Annotated in this window: 16 protein-coding genes; 15 read left to right on the plus strand and 1 reads right to left on the minus strand. The window is 73.5% G+C overall.

Annotated elements, in window-relative coordinates:
* Positions 1–44: 44 nt before the first annotated feature.
* Positions 45–542 carry an SRPBCC family protein gene (locus BXY45_RS01275; protein WP_146211039.1) on the plus strand — a complete coding sequence of 166 codons (498 nt, stop codon included), beginning with the start codon at positions 45–47 and terminating at the stop codon, positions 540–542.
* Position 543: 1 nt separating this feature from the next.
* Here the strand turns inward: BXY45_RS01275 and BXY45_RS01280 are convergent, their stop codons facing one another.
* A complete protein-coding gene (locus BXY45_RS01280) occupies positions 544–924 on the minus strand; it encodes an SdpI family protein (RefSeq protein WP_146211040.1) in 381 nt (126 codons plus the stop codon).
* A 99-nt stretch (positions 925–1,023) separates the two neighbouring features.
* On the opposite strand from BXY45_RS01280, the gene BXY45_RS01285 reads away from it, so the two are divergent.
* The 14 genes from BXY45_RS01285 to BXY45_RS01350 all read left to right on the plus strand — a co-directional run bounded on the left by BXY45_RS01285 (position 1,024) and on the right by BXY45_RS01350 (position 14,548).
* Positions 1,024–2,358, plus strand: a complete 1,335-nt coding sequence (locus BXY45_RS01285; RefSeq protein WP_109772460.1) for a homoserine dehydrogenase — start codon at positions 1,024–1,026, stop codon at positions 2,356–2,358.
* On the plus strand, positions 2,358–3,446 hold the full coding sequence (gene thrC / locus BXY45_RS01290) for a threonine synthase (RefSeq protein WP_109772461.1): 1,089 nt from the start codon (positions 2,358–2,360) through the stop codon (positions 3,444–3,446). The genes BXY45_RS01285 and thrC overlap by 1 nt, the downstream gene beginning before the upstream one ends.
* A gap of 19 nt (positions 3,447–3,465) precedes the next feature.
* Complete coding sequence (gene thrB, locus BXY45_RS01295; RefSeq protein ID WP_109772462.1) at positions 3,466–4,413, plus strand: homoserine kinase; 948 nt, start codon at positions 3,466–3,468, stop codon at positions 4,411–4,413.
* A 362-nt stretch (positions 4,414–4,775) separates the two neighbouring features.
* On the plus strand, positions 4,776–6,923 hold the full coding sequence (gene rho / locus BXY45_RS01300; protein ID WP_109772463.1) for a transcription termination factor Rho: 2,148 nt from the start codon (positions 4,776–4,778) through the stop codon (positions 6,921–6,923).
* Positions 6,924–7,101: 178 nt separating this feature from the next.
* On the plus strand, positions 7,102–7,311 hold the full coding sequence (gene rpmE / locus BXY45_RS01305) for a 50S ribosomal protein L31 (protein WP_109772464.1): 210 nt from the start codon (positions 7,102–7,104) through the stop codon (positions 7,309–7,311).
* Between the two features lie 112 nt (positions 7,312–7,423).
* Positions 7,424–8,509: a peptide chain release factor 1 gene (prfA, locus tag BXY45_RS01310; protein ID WP_109772465.1), complete on the plus strand. Its 1,086-nt coding sequence runs from the start codon at positions 7,424–7,426 to the stop codon at positions 8,507–8,509.
* A complete protein-coding gene (gene prmC, locus BXY45_RS01315; RefSeq protein WP_245961587.1) occupies positions 8,502–9,446 on the plus strand; it encodes a peptide chain release factor N(5)-glutamine methyltransferase in 945 nt (314 codons plus the stop codon). Before prfA ends, prmC begins: the two co-directional genes overlap by 8 nt.
* Before the next feature lie 44 nt (positions 9,447–9,490).
* Complete coding sequence (locus BXY45_RS01320; RefSeq protein ID WP_109772466.1) at positions 9,491–10,153, plus strand: L-threonylcarbamoyladenylate synthase; 663 nt, start codon at positions 9,491–9,493, stop codon at positions 10,151–10,153.
* Positions 10,150–11,406, plus strand: a complete 1,257-nt coding sequence (locus tag BXY45_RS01325) for a glycosyltransferase family 4 protein (RefSeq protein ID WP_109772467.1) — start codon at positions 10,150–10,152, stop codon at positions 11,404–11,406. The genes BXY45_RS01320 and BXY45_RS01325 overlap by 4 nt, the downstream gene beginning before the upstream one ends.
* A gap of 39 nt (positions 11,407–11,445) precedes the next feature.
* A complete protein-coding gene (locus BXY45_RS01330; RefSeq protein WP_109772468.1) occupies positions 11,446–11,892 on the plus strand; it encodes a Cg1360 family ATP-synthase-associated protein in 447 nt (148 codons plus the stop codon).
* A 154-nt stretch (positions 11,893–12,046) separates the two neighbouring features.
* A complete protein-coding gene (atpB, locus tag BXY45_RS01335; RefSeq protein ID WP_109772469.1) occupies positions 12,047–12,826 on the plus strand; it encodes a F0F1 ATP synthase subunit A in 780 nt (259 codons plus the stop codon).
* 57 nt (positions 12,827–12,883) lie between these two features.
* Positions 12,884–13,093: an ATP synthase F0 subunit C gene (locus tag BXY45_RS01340; RefSeq protein ID WP_109772470.1), complete on the plus strand. Its 210-nt coding sequence runs from the start codon at positions 12,884–12,886 to the stop codon at positions 13,091–13,093.
* 34 nt (positions 13,094–13,127) lie between these two features.
* Entirely contained in the window at positions 13,128–13,739 is a 612-nt protein-coding gene (locus BXY45_RS01345; protein WP_109772471.1) for a F0F1 ATP synthase subunit B, read from the plus strand.
* Positions 13,739–14,548, plus strand: coding sequence for a F0F1 ATP synthase subunit delta (locus tag BXY45_RS01350; protein WP_109772472.1), 810 nt, complete (start codon positions 13,739–13,741; stop codon positions 14,546–14,548). Before BXY45_RS01345 ends, BXY45_RS01350 begins: the two co-directional genes overlap by 1 nt.
* Positions 14,549–14,615: the final 67 nt, after the last annotated feature.

Below are 14,615 nucleotides of genomic sequence, written 5' to 3' on the forward strand. Positions count from 1 at the left end.
GGGGAGGGGTGGCGAGGGGAGGAGCCCTCACCGACAGTGGTGGAGTGCCCATGATCGAGGTCCACACCGACCTTCCCGGCGACGTCGCCACCGTGCTCGACGTCTCGCTCGACCTCGACGTCGAACGCGCCGCCGGCCGTCGCCACCGCGTGCGCCCGGTGCCCGCCGGCCCCGGCAGCCGGACGAGCGGCCGGATCGGCGCGGGGGAGCGGGTGCGCTGGTCGCTGCGCCTCTATGGCCTCGTGCCGCTGCGTCACACGACGCAGATCCTCGAGGTGGTCGAGCACGCGCCCGGTGGGGGAGCCAGCTTCGTCGACACCATGGTCTCGGGCGCTTTTGCGAGCTTCCGCCACGAGCACCTCTTCGAGCCCCTGTCGCCCGCGCCCGACGGCTCCCCGCGCACCCGGTCGACCGACCGCATGACCTGGACCAGCCCCCTTGGCCCCCTGGGCCGCCTCGCCGACGCGCTGTTCGTGCGCCGCACGCTGGAGGGACTGCTGGAAGACCGCAACGCCGAGATCGCCCGCTGCCTGCGCGCGTGAGTCAGCGCTTGACGTCTCCCCGGGCCGCGGCGTCGGCGCGCACCGCGCCGGCCACGAGGACGACGGAGCCCAGCGCAGCCCCGCCGACGACGGCGAGGGCGAACATGCCGGGCGAACCCGAGGCCGCACCGATGACCAGCGAGGCGAGCCCGGCCAGGGCCATCAGTGCGCCGGCCGCCAGGGCCCACGGGCGCGCCGCGGCGTGACCGGAGCGCCATGCGCCGTCGGAGGCCAGCGTGCCGGGCGTCCTGACGCCGACCCACCGGTTGCGGGCCAGTCGGCCGTTCGCTGCCCGCGCCACGACGTAGGGGGTCAAACCACCGGCCCCGAGCAGGACGGCGCCCACCAGCACCGCCGTCCACATGGGCACCGAGTCCTCCACGGCCCGAAGGGTACGCGGGGCGCACGGCGGCCCCGACGGTCTGGGAGACTGACGGGCCGCGGGCACGACCCGTGATCGGGCCGGTGGACGGGAGCTGTTGTGGAGCGGGTGCGGGTGGCGCTGCTGGGCTGCGGCTCGGTCGGCAGCCAGGTGGCGGCGGCGCTGGCGGCAGGGTCGGAGAGCGTGCACGAGCTCTCGGCGCGAGCCGGAGCGACGATCGAGCTGGTCGGTGTCGCCGTGCGTGACGCGAGCACCCCGCGCGAGGGCGTCGACGACGAGCTGCTCACCACCGACGCCGAAGGCCTCGTGACCAGGGCCGACGTCGTCGTCGAGCTCATCGGTGGCCTGGAGCCCGCGCGCAGCCTGCTGCTGAAGGCTTTCGAGCACGGCGCCAGCGTCGTGACCGGCAACAAGGCGCTGCTGGCCGCGCACGGCCGCGAGCTGCACGCCGCTGCCGACGCCGCCGGTGTCGACCTCTACTTCGAGGCTGCCGTGGCCGGCGCCATCCCGATCATCAGGCCGCTGCGCGAGTCGCTGGCCGGTGACCGCGTCGAGCGGGTGCTGGGCATCGTCAACGGCACCACGAACTTCGTCCTCGACGAGATGGACTCCCGCGGCGCGTCCTTCGACGACGCGGTGTCCCGCGCGCAGGAGCTCGGCTACGCCGAGGCCGACCCCACCGCCGACGTCGACGGGTGGGACGCCGCCGCGAAGGCCGCCATCCTGGCCACGCTCGCCTTCCACACCCCGGTGACCCTGGACGACGTGCACCGCGAGGGCATCCGCGGCGTCTCCGCGGAGGACGTCGCCGCCGCGCGCGAGGCCGGCGCGGTGGTCAAACTGCTCGCCGTCGCGGAGCGCACGACGGGTCAGGACGACGACGGCGCCGCGTTCGAGGGCGTCCAGGCCCGCGTGCACCCGGTGCTGCTGAGCCGAGACCACCCGCTGGCCAGCGTCCGCGGCGCGTACAACGCCGTCTTCGTCGAGGCTGCCGGTGCCGGTGACCTCATGTTCTATGGCCAGGGTGCCGGCGGGCGGCCCACCGCCAGTGCCGTCCTGGGAGACCTCGTGACGCTCGCGCGGCACCGCCAGGACGGCAGCCAGGGCCCGCGCGTGCTCGGCCACGCCGACCTGCCCGTGCTGCCCACCGACGCCGTGCGCACCCGCTACCAGGTCAGGCTCGTCGTGGCCGACCGGCCGGGCGTGCTGGCCGCGGTGGCGCAGGCGTTCGCCGCGCACGGCGTCTCCATCGAGACCGTGCGCCAGCGCCCGTCGGTGGCGGGCGCTCTTGCCGGTGACGGTGGCGTCGCGTCGCTCGTCGTCGTGACGCATACCGCCGCCGACGCCGCCCTGGCCGGGTGCGTGGCGGACCTGTCGGAGCTCGACGCCGTGGCCTCGGTGGCCTCGGTGCTGCGTGTGGAAGGGGACAGCTGATGGCGCACCAGTGGCGCGGGGTCGTCGAGGAGTACCGGGACCGCCTGGCGGTGGTCGCGGGAGCCCCCGCAGTGACCCTGGGCGAGGGCGGAACGCCGCTCGTGAGGGCCCGCCACCTGTCCGAGCTGACCGGCTGCGACGTGCGCCTCAAGGTCGAGGGCTGCAACCCCACCGGGTCCTTCAAGGACCGCGGCATGACGGTGGCGATGACGCGCGCCGCCGCCGACGGCGCCCGCGCCGTCATCTGTGCTTCAACCGGCAACACCTCCGCCTCGGCGGCGGCGTACGCAACGGCCGCGGGCCTGTCGTGCGGTGTGCTCGTTCCCGACGGGCGCATCGCGATGGGCAAGCTCAGCCAGGCCGTCGCGCACGGCGCGACATTGCTGCAGGTCGACGGCAACTTCGACGACTGCCTGACCCTGGCGCGCAAGCTCGCCGAGTCCTACCCGGTGGAGCTGGTGAACTCCGTCAACCCGGCGCGCATCGAGGGGCAGAAGACGGCGGCGTTCGAGGTGGTCGACGCCCTCGGTGACGCTCCCGACGTCCACTGCCTGCCCGTCGGCAACGCCGGCAACATCACGGCCTACTGGCGCGGGTACACGCAGTACACCGATGCTGCGACCAACGGTCAGCCGGGCCCCGCCACGCGCCGCCCGCGGATGTGGGGTTTCCAGGCCGCCGGTGCCGCGCCGATCGTCCAGGGCCACCCCGTGGACGCTCCCGACACCATCGCCACCGCCATCCGCATCGGTAACCCCGCCTCGTGGGAGCAGGCCGTCGCGGCCCGCGACGAGTCCGGTGGTGTCATCGAGGCCGTCACCGACGAGGAGATCCTCGCCGCGCACCGGCTGCTGTCCTCTCGGGACGGCGTTTTCGTCGAGCCTGCCTCCGCCGCGGGCGTTGCGGGCCTGCTCAAGCGGCACGCCGCAGGCCTCGTCGAGTCCGGGCTGAGCATCGTCATCACGGTCACCGGTCACGGCCTCAAGGACCCGCAGTGGGCACTGCGCGAGGCGGACGGCAGTGAGGTCAGCCCGGTCAGGGTCGGCGTCGACGCCGTCTCCGCCGCCGCGGCGCTCGGCCTGGAGTGAGCCCGGAGTGAGGGCTGGAGTGAGCGCGCCCGTCGTCGGGCGCCGGGTCCGCGTCGTCGTGCCCGGCTCCAGCGCCAACCTGGGGCCAGGCTTCGACGCCCTCGGCCTGGCGCTCGGTCTGCGCGACGAGGTGCACGTCGAGGTGCTGCCCGGAGCCACCAACGGCGTGCCGAGCGCGCACGTGCAGGTCAGCGGCGAGGGGGCGGAGTCGATCGCGGGCGGCGAGGGCAACCTCCTCGTGCGGTCGGTGCGGGCCGCGTTCCATGCGGCCGGCGTCCTGCAGTCCGACCAGCCCCACCTGCGCGTCAGCTCCTGCAACGGTGTCCCGCACGGACGCGGTGTGGGGTCCTCTGCGGCAGCCGTGGTGGCCGGCGCGGCCGCCGGGTCCGCCCTCCTCGACCAGCCGCTGGCGCCGGAGCGCCTGCTCGACCTGGTCTGCGGTCTCGAAGGCCATCCCGACAACGCCGCTGCCTCCCTGCTCGGGGGCTTCACGCTCGGGTGGCGCGAGAGCGCGCACGGCGCGTGGCGTGCGGTGCGCGTCGATCCCCACGACGACGTCGTCCCGCTGCTGTGCGTCCCCGGGGTGGAGCTGTCGACGGCGAGGGCGCGCGCGATGCTCCCGCTGCACGTGCCCCACGGCGACGCCGCGCACACCGCGGGGCGCGCCGCGCTGCTCGTGGAGGCGATGACCCGCCGTCCCGACCTGCTGCTGGCCGCCACCGAAGACCGCCTCCACCAGGAGCAACGCGCCGCGGCGATGCCCGAGAGCGCGGCGCTGCTCGCTGATCTGCGGGGCGCCGGGCACGCCGCCGTCGTCTCCGGTGCCGGCCCCTCGGTGCTCGTGCTGTGCCCGTCGTCCGAGGCGGCTGCACGCGCACAAGACCTGGTGAGAGCCCATGAAGGGTGGACAGTGCACGCGCCGGGCGTCGACCGGCGCGGGGCCGACGTCGCGGTGCACACCGCCTGAGAAATCCTCAGCTGCCGCCGTCGTCAGCCGATGGAGTAGCCAGAACACCATCGGAGGGAACGGCCGCGTGCGGCTGTTCGGATGATGGCGGTGCTGCCGTTTTCGTCATCGGGCCGGCTGCTCCGACCGGGTGCTACTGTGGGGGCAGCCCTGCTGGTCCGCGCCGCGGCGCCGATGTCGCCGCCTTCTGCTGGATCCAAGGGTCAATACCTGCCGTGGAGATCCACGGGCCCTCCTCGCTCCGCCGGTCGTCACGCCGGTCCAGGTCCTGCGAGCGAGGCTTCTTGCACCGGCCTGTCCACAGCTGCCCGGTGATCCGCCTCCGGTGTCCACCGAGGCGCTGACGAGGGGGAAGGACCTTCGTGACCGACACCACCGAGATCGCAGCACCGGTCGAGACCGGCGACGCGACCGACTCCGGCGCACGACGCACCGGACTGACCGCGCTGCGACTGCCCGAGCTGCAGGCGCTGGCGCAGCAGCTGGGCGTCACCGGCACCGGCCGCATGCGCAAGAGCGAGCTGCTCGACGTCATCAAGGCTGCTCAGGCCGACGGCGCCGCGGCGTCCACGCCCCGTGCCACCGCCCGCACGACCACCCGCACCACGGGGGTGCGCCGTCAGCGCCGCTCCCCGGAGTCCGAGGCTCCCGCCCCGGCAGAGGTGCGGGCCGAGGCCCCTGCTCAGGCAGAGGCGCTTGCGCAGGCAGAGGCGCCTGCTCAGGCCGAGACCACGCGCCAGGACGGCGAGACCACCTCGACGAGTGCCGAGCAGCGTCCCGCCCGTCGCACCCGCGCACCCCGCCAGCGCTCTGACCAGGACGTTCACGAGCCGCTGCCGGAGCTCGCCGAGCTCGCTGACCCGCGTGCCGAGCCCGCTGGCGTCCGCACTGAGCGCCCCGAGACCGAGCGCCCCGACGTCCGCGCTGAAGTCCGTACGGAAGCCCGCTCCGAGCGCACCGAACGATCCGAGCGCACTGAGCGGCAGGCGCCGCGCGAGGCCCGCGACCGCGCTGAGGAGGTGCGCCTCGACCTCGACCGCGCCCTCGCCGAGCGCAGCGAGCGCAACGACAGGGCGCGCCGTGAGCGCGGCGAGCTGCCTCGCACGGATGACCGCGCGGCTGCTCCGCAGCGCACGGCGGTGACGCCGCCGCCGCAGCGCACCGACCGCGTAGACCAGGGCCCCCTCGAGGACGACGACGACGATCTGCGTGGTCGCCGCGGTCGCCGTGGTCGCTACCGCGACCGTGACCGCAAAGGCCGCCGTGGGCGCCCCGAGGCCGGCCTCGAGACCGAGGTCCCCGTCGAGGTCTCGCCCGATGACGTGCTCGTTCCCGTCGCCGGGATCCTCGACGTGCTCGACAACTACGCGTTCATCAGGACGTCTGGCTACCTGGCCGGCCCGAACGACGTGTACGTGCCGCTCGGCCAGGTCAAGAAGGCCGGGATGCGCCCGGGTGACGCCGTGACCGGTGCCGTCAAGGCCCCGCGCGACGGCGAGCAGACCCAGCAGCCGCAGCACGGCAGCGCCGGGCGAAGCGCGCAGAAGTTCAACGCCCTGGTGCGCCTCGACACCATCAACGGCATGTCGCCCGACGAGGCGCGTCGCCGTCCGGAGTTCAACAAGCTGACGCCGCTCTACCCGAACGAGCGGCTGCGTCTGGAGACCGAGCCGGGCATCACGGCGACCCGCATCGTCGACCTGGTCGCCCCCATCGGCAAGGGCCAGCGCGGTCTCATCGTCTCCCCGCCCAAGGCGGGCAAGACGCTGATGATGCAGGCCATCGCCAACGCGATCAGCATCAACAACCCCGAGGTCCACCTCATGGTCGTGCTCGTCGACGAGCGCCCCGAGGAGGTCACGGACATGCAGCGGACCGTGAAGGGCGAGGTCATCGCCTCGACCTTCGACCGGCCCGCCTCCGACCACACCGCCGCCGCCGAGCTCGCCATCGAGCGGGCGAAGCGTCTGGTGGAGCTCGGTCACGACGTCGTCGTCCTGCTCGACTCGCTGACCCGTCTGGGTCGCGCCTACAACCTCGCCGCCCCGGCGAGCGGGCGCATCCTGTCCGGTGGTGTCGACGCCGCCGCGCTGTACCACCCGAAGAAGTTCTTCGGAGCCGCGCGCAACATCGAGAACGGTGGCTCGCTGACGATCATCGCCTCGGCGCTGGTCGAGACCGGCTCGAAGGCCGACGAGGTCATCTTCGAGGAGTTCAAGGGCACCGGGAACATGGAGCTGCGGCTCGACCGGCGCCTGGCCGACAAGCGGGTCTTCCCTGCCGTCGACGTCAACCCCTCCGGCACGCGTCGTGAGGAGATCCTCCTTGGCCGTGACGAGCTGGCCGTCATGTGGAAGCTGCGCCGGGTGCTCACCGCACTCGACAGCCAGCAGGCGCTCGAGCTGCTGCTGGGCAAGATGCGTGACACGAAGAGCAACGCCGAGTTCCTCATGCAGGTCAAGGCCCAGACCCCGACGACGGGCGCAGCCCGCGTGCCGACGAAGGACTGACCCAGCGGCCTGTCCATACCAGCGTGCCCCCGCGGGAAGTCTCGCGGGGGCCGCTGCGTTATGAGCAATTGTGAGCAGGGCCAGCAGTGCTGGCAGACTGCTCGCCGGCTCCGGCTCACGTGCGCCCTGTCCGAGGGGCCCGCACGACCCGGCGGCCACCGACACCCGAGGAGCACCTGTGAAGAGCGAGATCCACCCGGACTACCACCAGACCACCGTGACCTGCACCTGCGGGAACACGTTCAGCACCCGCAGCGCCGCGCCCGGCACCGAGATCCGCGCTGACGTGTGCAGCGCCTGCCACCCGTTCTACACGGGCAAGCAAAAGATCCTCGACACCGGCGGTCGCGTCGCGCGCTTCAACGCGCGCTACGGCAAGAAGAGCTGACGCAGGCTCCCTCGACGCCGGCCCACCCCGCGGGGTGGGCCGGCGTTCGTCGTCCTGCCTCGTCGACGCCTCGTCGACGCCCGTCTGCGACCCGATACGCCCAGGAGATCTCGTGAGCACCCCTGTCGACCGCCTGTCGGCGCTGCTGGCCGAGCACGCCGACGTCGAGCGCCAGCTCGCCGACCCGGCGGTCCACGCCGACGCAGCGCGCGCCCGCGCGCTGGGCCGCCGCTACGCCGAGCTGGGACGGGTGGCCGCGGCCGCGGCGGCGCGGGAGGCCGCCGTCGCCGACCTCACCGCGGGCCGTCAGCTGGCCGCGGAGGATGCCGCCTTCGCCGAGGAACTGCCCGCACTGGAGGAGACCGAGCGCGCCAGCGCCGACAAGCTGCGCGAGGTGCTGGCCCCGCGCGACCCGGAGGACGGCTCCGACGTCATCCTCGAGGTCAAGGCGGGGGAGGGGGGCGAGGAGTCGGCCCTGTTCGCCGGTGACGTGCTGCGGATGTACTTGCGCTGGGCGGAGCGCGTCGGCTGGCGCACGGAGGTGCTGTCCTCCACCGATTCCGACCTGGGTGGGTACAAGGACGTGTCCGTCGCGGTGAAGCGCCGCTCCGGTGACGACAGCCCCGACGGTCCGTGGGCCCGGCTGAAGTTCGAGGGCGGCGTACACCGCGTCCAGCGCGTGCCGGTCACGGAGTCGCAGGGACGCATCCACACCTCAGCCGTCGGCGTCCTCGTCGTCCCGGAGGTCGAGGACGCCGGCGACGTGGAGATCAGCCAGAACGACCTGCGCATCGACGTCTTCAGGTCGTCGGGGCCGGGCGGGCAGAGCGTCAACACCACCGACTCCGCCGTGCGCATCACCCACCTCCCCACCGGCACGGTGGTGAGCTGCCAGAACGAGAAAAGCCAGCTGCAGAACCGCGAGCAGGCGATGCGCATCCTACGGGCGCGCCTACGTGCCGCGCAGCTGGAGGCCGCCGAGGCGTCAGCCGCGGCCGCGCGCCGCTCGCAGGTGCGCACGGTGGACAGGTCCGAGCGGATCCGCACCTACAACTACCCCGAGAACCGCATCAGCGACCACCGCACCGGCTACAAGGCGTACAACCTCGACCAGGTGCTCGCCGGAGACCTCGACCCGGTGGTCCAGTCCTGCGTCGACGCCGACCTCGCCGCCCGCCTCGCCGACGCCGGTGCCTGAGCTGCGGGTCCCCGAGGTCGCTGGGGCGCGCGGCGGCGACCTCGCGGCCGTCCTGCGTGCCACCCGGCAGCGCCTGGCCGCCGCGGGCGTCCCCTCGCCGGCCGCGGACGCCGACCTGCTGGCCGGTCACGTCCTCGGCCTCGGGCTCGGGGAACTGCGGGCCGCGGCACTGCGAGGCGCCGCCCTGGCGCCCGAGCAGGCGGGGGAGCTGGCGGCCCTGGTCGCCCGACGCGAGGCGCGCGAGCCGCTGCAGCACCTCCTGGGGACGGCGCCGTTCCGCAGGCTCGAGCTCCTGGTGGGCCCGGGCGTCTTCGTGCCCCGGCCCGAGACGGAGACCACCGCGGGGCTGGCCGTCGAGGCCGCCGCCGCGGTCGCGGCCACCGGCCGCTCGCCGCTCGTGGTGGACCTGTGCACCGGCTCGGCCGCCATTGCGCTGGCCGTGGCCGACGAGGTGCCGACCGCGCGCGTCGTCGCCGTCGAACTCGACCCGGCCGCGCGCGCCTGGGCCCAGCGCAACGTCCAGGGGCACTCCCAGGACGGCGGCGCGGGGGATCGGGTGCGGCTCGTGGCCGGCGACGCGACGTCGCCGGAGGTGATCCCCGACCTGGACGGCGACGTCGACGTCGTCGTCTCCAACCCGCCGTACGTGCCGCCGGGGGCGGTGCCCCGCGAGCCGGAGGTGCGCGACCACGACCCAGCCCTCGCCCTGTGGGGCGGTGGGGACGACGGCCTGCTCGTGCCCCGCGGCGTGCTCGCCCGAGCTGCGGCGCTGCTGCGGCCGGGGGGATTCGTCGTCGTCGAGCACGCCGAGGTGCAGGGCGCCGCGCTCCGCGCGCTGCTGGTCGCGCCCACCTGGGTGGGCGCGACCACTCACGACGACGCCACCGGCCGCCCCCGCGCGACGAGCGCCCGCCTCGCTCAGCCAGCTGCCGGCTAGCGCGCCGCCAGGCTTCGCCGCGGCGCAGTGACACACTGGTCGGCGTGAGCAGCCGCTACGACTGCACCGACCCCGCTGCCCGCGAGGCGGGCCTGCGCCACGCCCGTGACGCCCTCGCCCGGGGCGAGCTGGTGGTCTTCCCCACGGACACGGTGCACGGCATCGCCGCCGACGCGTTCGACCCCGAGGCGGTCGCCCGCCTGCTGGCCGCCAAGGGGCGCGGCCGGGCGATGCCGCCGCCGGTGCTCGTCTCCGACGTCGCCGTCCTCGACGGCCTCGCCGCGGGCGTCCCGGCCACGGCCCGCGCGCTCGCGGAGGCCTTCTGGCCGGGAGGCCTCACCCTCGTGTGCCGCGCACAACCGTCGTTGCGCTGGGACCTGGGAGACACCGGCGGCACCGTGGCGGTGCGCGTGCCTAACCACGACCTCGTGCGCGAGCTGCTGCGCTCGACCGGCCCGCTGGCCGTGAGCAGCGCCAACAAGACCGGCAGGCCCGCGGCAACCTCTGCCGCCGAGGCCGAGGAGCAGCTGGGCGACGTGGTGGCCGCCTACCTCGACGACGGATCGCCGGCCCGCACCGACGCCCCGCCCTCCACCATCGTCGACGCCACCGGAGAGCAGCTGCGCGTGCTGCGCCGCGGCGCCGTCTCGACGGCCGCGCTGCGGGCGGTGGCCCCCGTCGAGGACGACGACGAGCCCACCGGGTGAGGGCGTACCTGCTCCTGCTGCTCATCGCGGCGGGCACCACCTACCTCGCGACGCCCCTGGTGCGCCGGATGGCGGAGCGCGCCGGTGCGCTGAGCCCCGTGCGGGACCGCGACGTCCACTCCGTGCCCACCCCGCGGCTCGGTGGGTTGGCGATGCTCGCTGGGGTGGCGGTGGCGTTCGCCGCCGCGAGCCAGATGCCGTTCCTGTCCGACCTGTTCAGCGACTCCCGCCAGCCGTGGGCAGTGCTCGGCGCCGCCGCGATCGTCAGCCTCCTGGGCGTCGCCGACGACGTGTGGGGCCTGGACCCGCTGACCAAGCTCGCCGGGCAGGTCCTCGCGGCCGGTCTCATGGCGTGGCAGGGCGTGCAGCTGCTGGGACTGCCCTGGGGCGGAGGGCTGGTGGTCGGGTCGGGCGGCCTGCTGCTCACGGTGACCGTGCTCGCCGTCGTCGTCGCGGTCAACGCGGTGAACTTCGTCGACGGGCTCGACGGGCTGGCCGCGGGCGTCGTCGGCATCGGGGGAGCGGCGTTCTTCGTCTACTCCTACCTGCTGACGCGCTCGGTGAGCACCGACAACTACGCCAACCTCGCGTCGATGACGGTCGCGGTGCTCGTGGGCGTCTGCCTGGGCTTCCTGCCGCACAACGTGCACCCCGCGCGCATCTTCATGGGCGACTCGGGCTCCATGCTCATCGGCCTGCTGCTCGCGGCCTCCGCCGTCTCGGTGAACGGCAGGTTCGACCCGGCGGCCCTGGGCCAGGTCACCGGCGCCCAGGTGGCACCGTTGCTGCTGCCGGTGCTCCTGCCGATCGCGGTGCTGTTGCTGCCCCTGACCGACCTCGTCCTGGCCGTCGTGCGACGCATGCTCGCAGGGCAGTCACCGTTCGCCGCGGACAAGCTCCACCTGCACCATCGGCTGCTGTCACTGGGACACACGCACGGTCGCGCCGTGCTCGTGCTGTGGCTGTGGACGGCCGTGGTCTCCTTCGGGGCGATCTCGCCGGCCTTCGTGCCGCTGCACGTCGCGCTGCCCGGGTGGGGTGTCGCGCTGGCGGTGGCAGTGGTGGTCACGCTCGGACCTGCCCGCCGCCGGTCGCGCACGCACGGGCCGGTGCTGCTCAAACGCCGTGGCGGACCCGGCGCCGGTGCGTCCGATCGGGTGAGGCGTGCGTCACGTCCCCAGACCCCCACAGACCAGGAGGGGAGCCCCGAACGGGCGTCCGCGCCGACCGGAGGGCCGACGCCGCGCGGCTAGGATCGCCGCGCCACCCGCCACCGACGTCTGGAGACACCCGTGCAGGCCTCGCGCCCGCAGGACCCCTACCGCGCCATGCTCCTGGGCGGCTCGCTGCCCGCCGCCGCCCTCGCCGTCGTCGCGGTGGTGGTGTTCACGATCCTCGACGGTGGCCGCGGCGCAGTGGGCGCCGTCACCGCTGCGCTGCTGGTGGGACTCACGTTTGCGTCCAGCGTGGTCGTGCTCCAGCGGGTCCGCCACCTCGAGCCCGTCATCGTGCTGGGCATCGCCATGGTCAGCTACATGAGCGTGGTGCTGCTGCTCGGCCTCTTCCTCATCGTCTTCCGTGACGCGACGTGGCTCTCGCCGGTGGCGTTCGCCGTCGCGGCGTGCGCGGTCTCCCTGTCGTGGACCGTCGGGCAGATCGTCGCCTTCACCAAGGTCCGCACCCTCCTGTTCGAGGAGCAGCCCGCGGCAGACGGCGCAGATCGCGGCGCAGGTCGGTGACGCCGGTGACCTCGGTGACCCGGGCGGACGAGCGGGCTCTGGCAGTCCGATACGGTGTTCCCGCTCATGCAGGTGGTGCTCAAGGGCGCGGACGTCGTAGCCCGCGCGTCATCGCACCCACCCGGCCGCACTTCGACCGAGAGGATGCCCACGGATGATCGGTGTGCCGACTTCAGCGGGCTTCGTGCCCCCGAGTCCCGCCGACTTCTGGCAGCCCCTGATCGGTGACGGCGGATTCGCCATCACCCGCCCCATGTTCCTCATGGTGCTGACGACGGCGGCCATTTGCCTGGTACTCGTGCTGGGCACTCGTCGCCTGACGCTCGTTCCGGGACGTGGGCAGTGGGCGCTCGAGGGCGTCTACGGCTTCGTACGTAACTCGGTCGGCCGCGACGTCATTGGCGCTGCCCATGTGCGGCCCTACCTTGGCCTGCTTCTGGCGATCTTCACGCTGGTGCTCGTCAACAACGTCATGGGCATCACGCCGCTGGTGCAGTACCCGACTTTCAGCCGCATCGGTTTCCCGATCGTGCTGGCAGTCGCGGTCTGGGCGGTCTACCTCGTGGCGCACGTCCGCCGGAACGGCCTCATCGGCTTCCTGAAGCACCTCGTGCCCCCGGGTCTGCCGGTGTTCGCGGTGCCGGTCGTGTTCGTCCTCGAGCTCCTGACCTTCCTCGTCATCCGGCCGGTCACGCTGGCGCTACGTCTGTTCGGCAACATGTTTGCCGGTCACACGCTGCTGCTGCTGTTCGCGCTGGGCGGCGAGTTCATGCTGCTCCACGGTGGAGCCTTCCTGAAGGTCGTGTCCGTCCCGACCTTCGCCATCTTCTTCTTCATCACGGCCTTCGAGATCCTTGTCTCGTTCCTGCAGGCCTACGTCTTCGTCCTCCTGACCTCGCTGTACATCGCCGAGGTCTACGCAGACGACCACTAGACCCACCACTCCGCCGGCAGCCGCCGTGCGGAACCACGAGAGGAACGGAACGGAACAATGACCGGCAGTCTTGCGATCGTGGGCTACGGCCTCTCGGCCATCGGGCCCGGCGTCGGCGTCGGCCTGATCTTCGCCGCGTACGTCAGCGGTGTTGCTCGCCAGCCCGAGGCCCGCGGCATGCTCCAGACGATCGCCATCCTCGGCTTCGTGCTCTGTGAGCAGTTCGCCATCTTCGGCATCGCCCTCGCGTTCGTCTTCAGCGGCTGACGCCGCCTCGCTGGAACTCCTAGGAGGAGTGACGATGACACCGGTCCTGACCGCGGAAGAGGGCTTCTGGGCCACGGCCTACCCGGTCATCCCGCACCCGGGCGAAATCATTGCCGGGACCATCTGCTTCATCGTCCTCCTGGTGGTCGCCTACAAGGTTGCCGTGCCGCGTCTGGAGACGATGCTGGCCCAGCGCCAGGCAGCCATCCAGGGTGGCATGGAGAAGGCCGAGAAGGCTCAGGCAGAAGCAGCGGCGGCGCTGGAGGAGTACCGCGCCCAGCTCGCCGACGCGCGTGCCGAGGCCGCGCGTATCCGTGAGGAGGCGCGCGCTGAAGGCGCAAAGATCATCGCTGAGATGCGTGAGCGTGCCGCCGCCGAGGCGGAGCGCATCACGGAGGCAGCCGGTCGCCAGGTGGAGGCCGAGCGCCAGGCGGCGGTCACGTCGCTGCGCACCGAGCTGGGTGGCCTGGCCACCGAGCTCGCCAGCCGCATCGTCGGTGAGTCCCTGACCGACTCCGCGCGCCAGTCGCGCATCGTCGAGCGGTTCCTCACCGAGCTCGAGCAGTCCTCGCCCGAGGAGGTCCGCGCCACCGCGGCCCCCGCGGAGCCGGCCGCTCCGAGCACCAGCCGGGGCACGAGCCGCTGATGCGCGGCGCTTCGCGAGACTCCCTCGCCGCGGCCCGGGATCGGCTCGAGCCGCTCCTGGCTCGTGGCGGTGCTTCGGCCCTCGGGCAGGAGCTGTACGCGGTGGCAGGCCTCCTCGACTCCTCGGTCGGGCTGCGCCGCGCCCTCACGGACAGCACGCGTACCGAGACCGACCGGGCCGCGCTGGCCCAGAAGCTGCTGGCCCGCCAGGTCTCCGGTCCCACGCTCGACGTGGTCTCCGGCCTGGTGCGGTCGCGGTGGTCGGAGCAGCGTGACCTGGGCGACGCCCTCGAGGCGCTCGGAACGCAGGCCATGCTGGCCGGCGCCGAGTCCGACCGGGTGCTCGACACCGTCGAGGACGAGCTGTTCCGGTTCTCGCGCCTCGTCGCCGGCGACCGTGCTCTCGCGGCCGCCCTCGACGATGGCCGTGCCACCCCGGCGCAGCGGGGAGCCCTGGTCGATGACCTGCTGGCCCGCCGCGCCGACCCCACGACGACGGCGCTGGTGCGCCAGGTGGTGACCGCCCCCCGCGGTCGCCGCGTCGCGGCCTCCCTCGAGGACCTCCTCGAGGCTGCCGCAGAGCGCCGCTCGCGTCTGCTCGCCGTCGTGACCGCTGCGGTGCCGCTCACCGCGGTGCAGCGGCAGCGCCTGGCCGCGGGGCTCACCCGCGTCTACGGCAAGCGGGTCCAGGTCCAGGTGGACGTCGACCCCGAGGTGCTCGGCGGCCTGCGCGTGCAGGTCGGCGGAGAGGTCCTCGACGCGACCACCGCCAGCCGCCTCGCGGCGGCCCGTCGGCGCGTGGTCGGCTGACCTCGCTCCAGCGGGGACACTGATAGACGACGCACGACCTCTCCACACCACGTACCACTTGACGATC

This window comes from Quadrisphaera granulorum (assembly GCF_003149145.1).
GTDB lineage: Bacteria > Actinomycetota > Actinomycetes > Actinomycetales > Quadrisphaeraceae > Quadrisphaera > Quadrisphaera granulorum.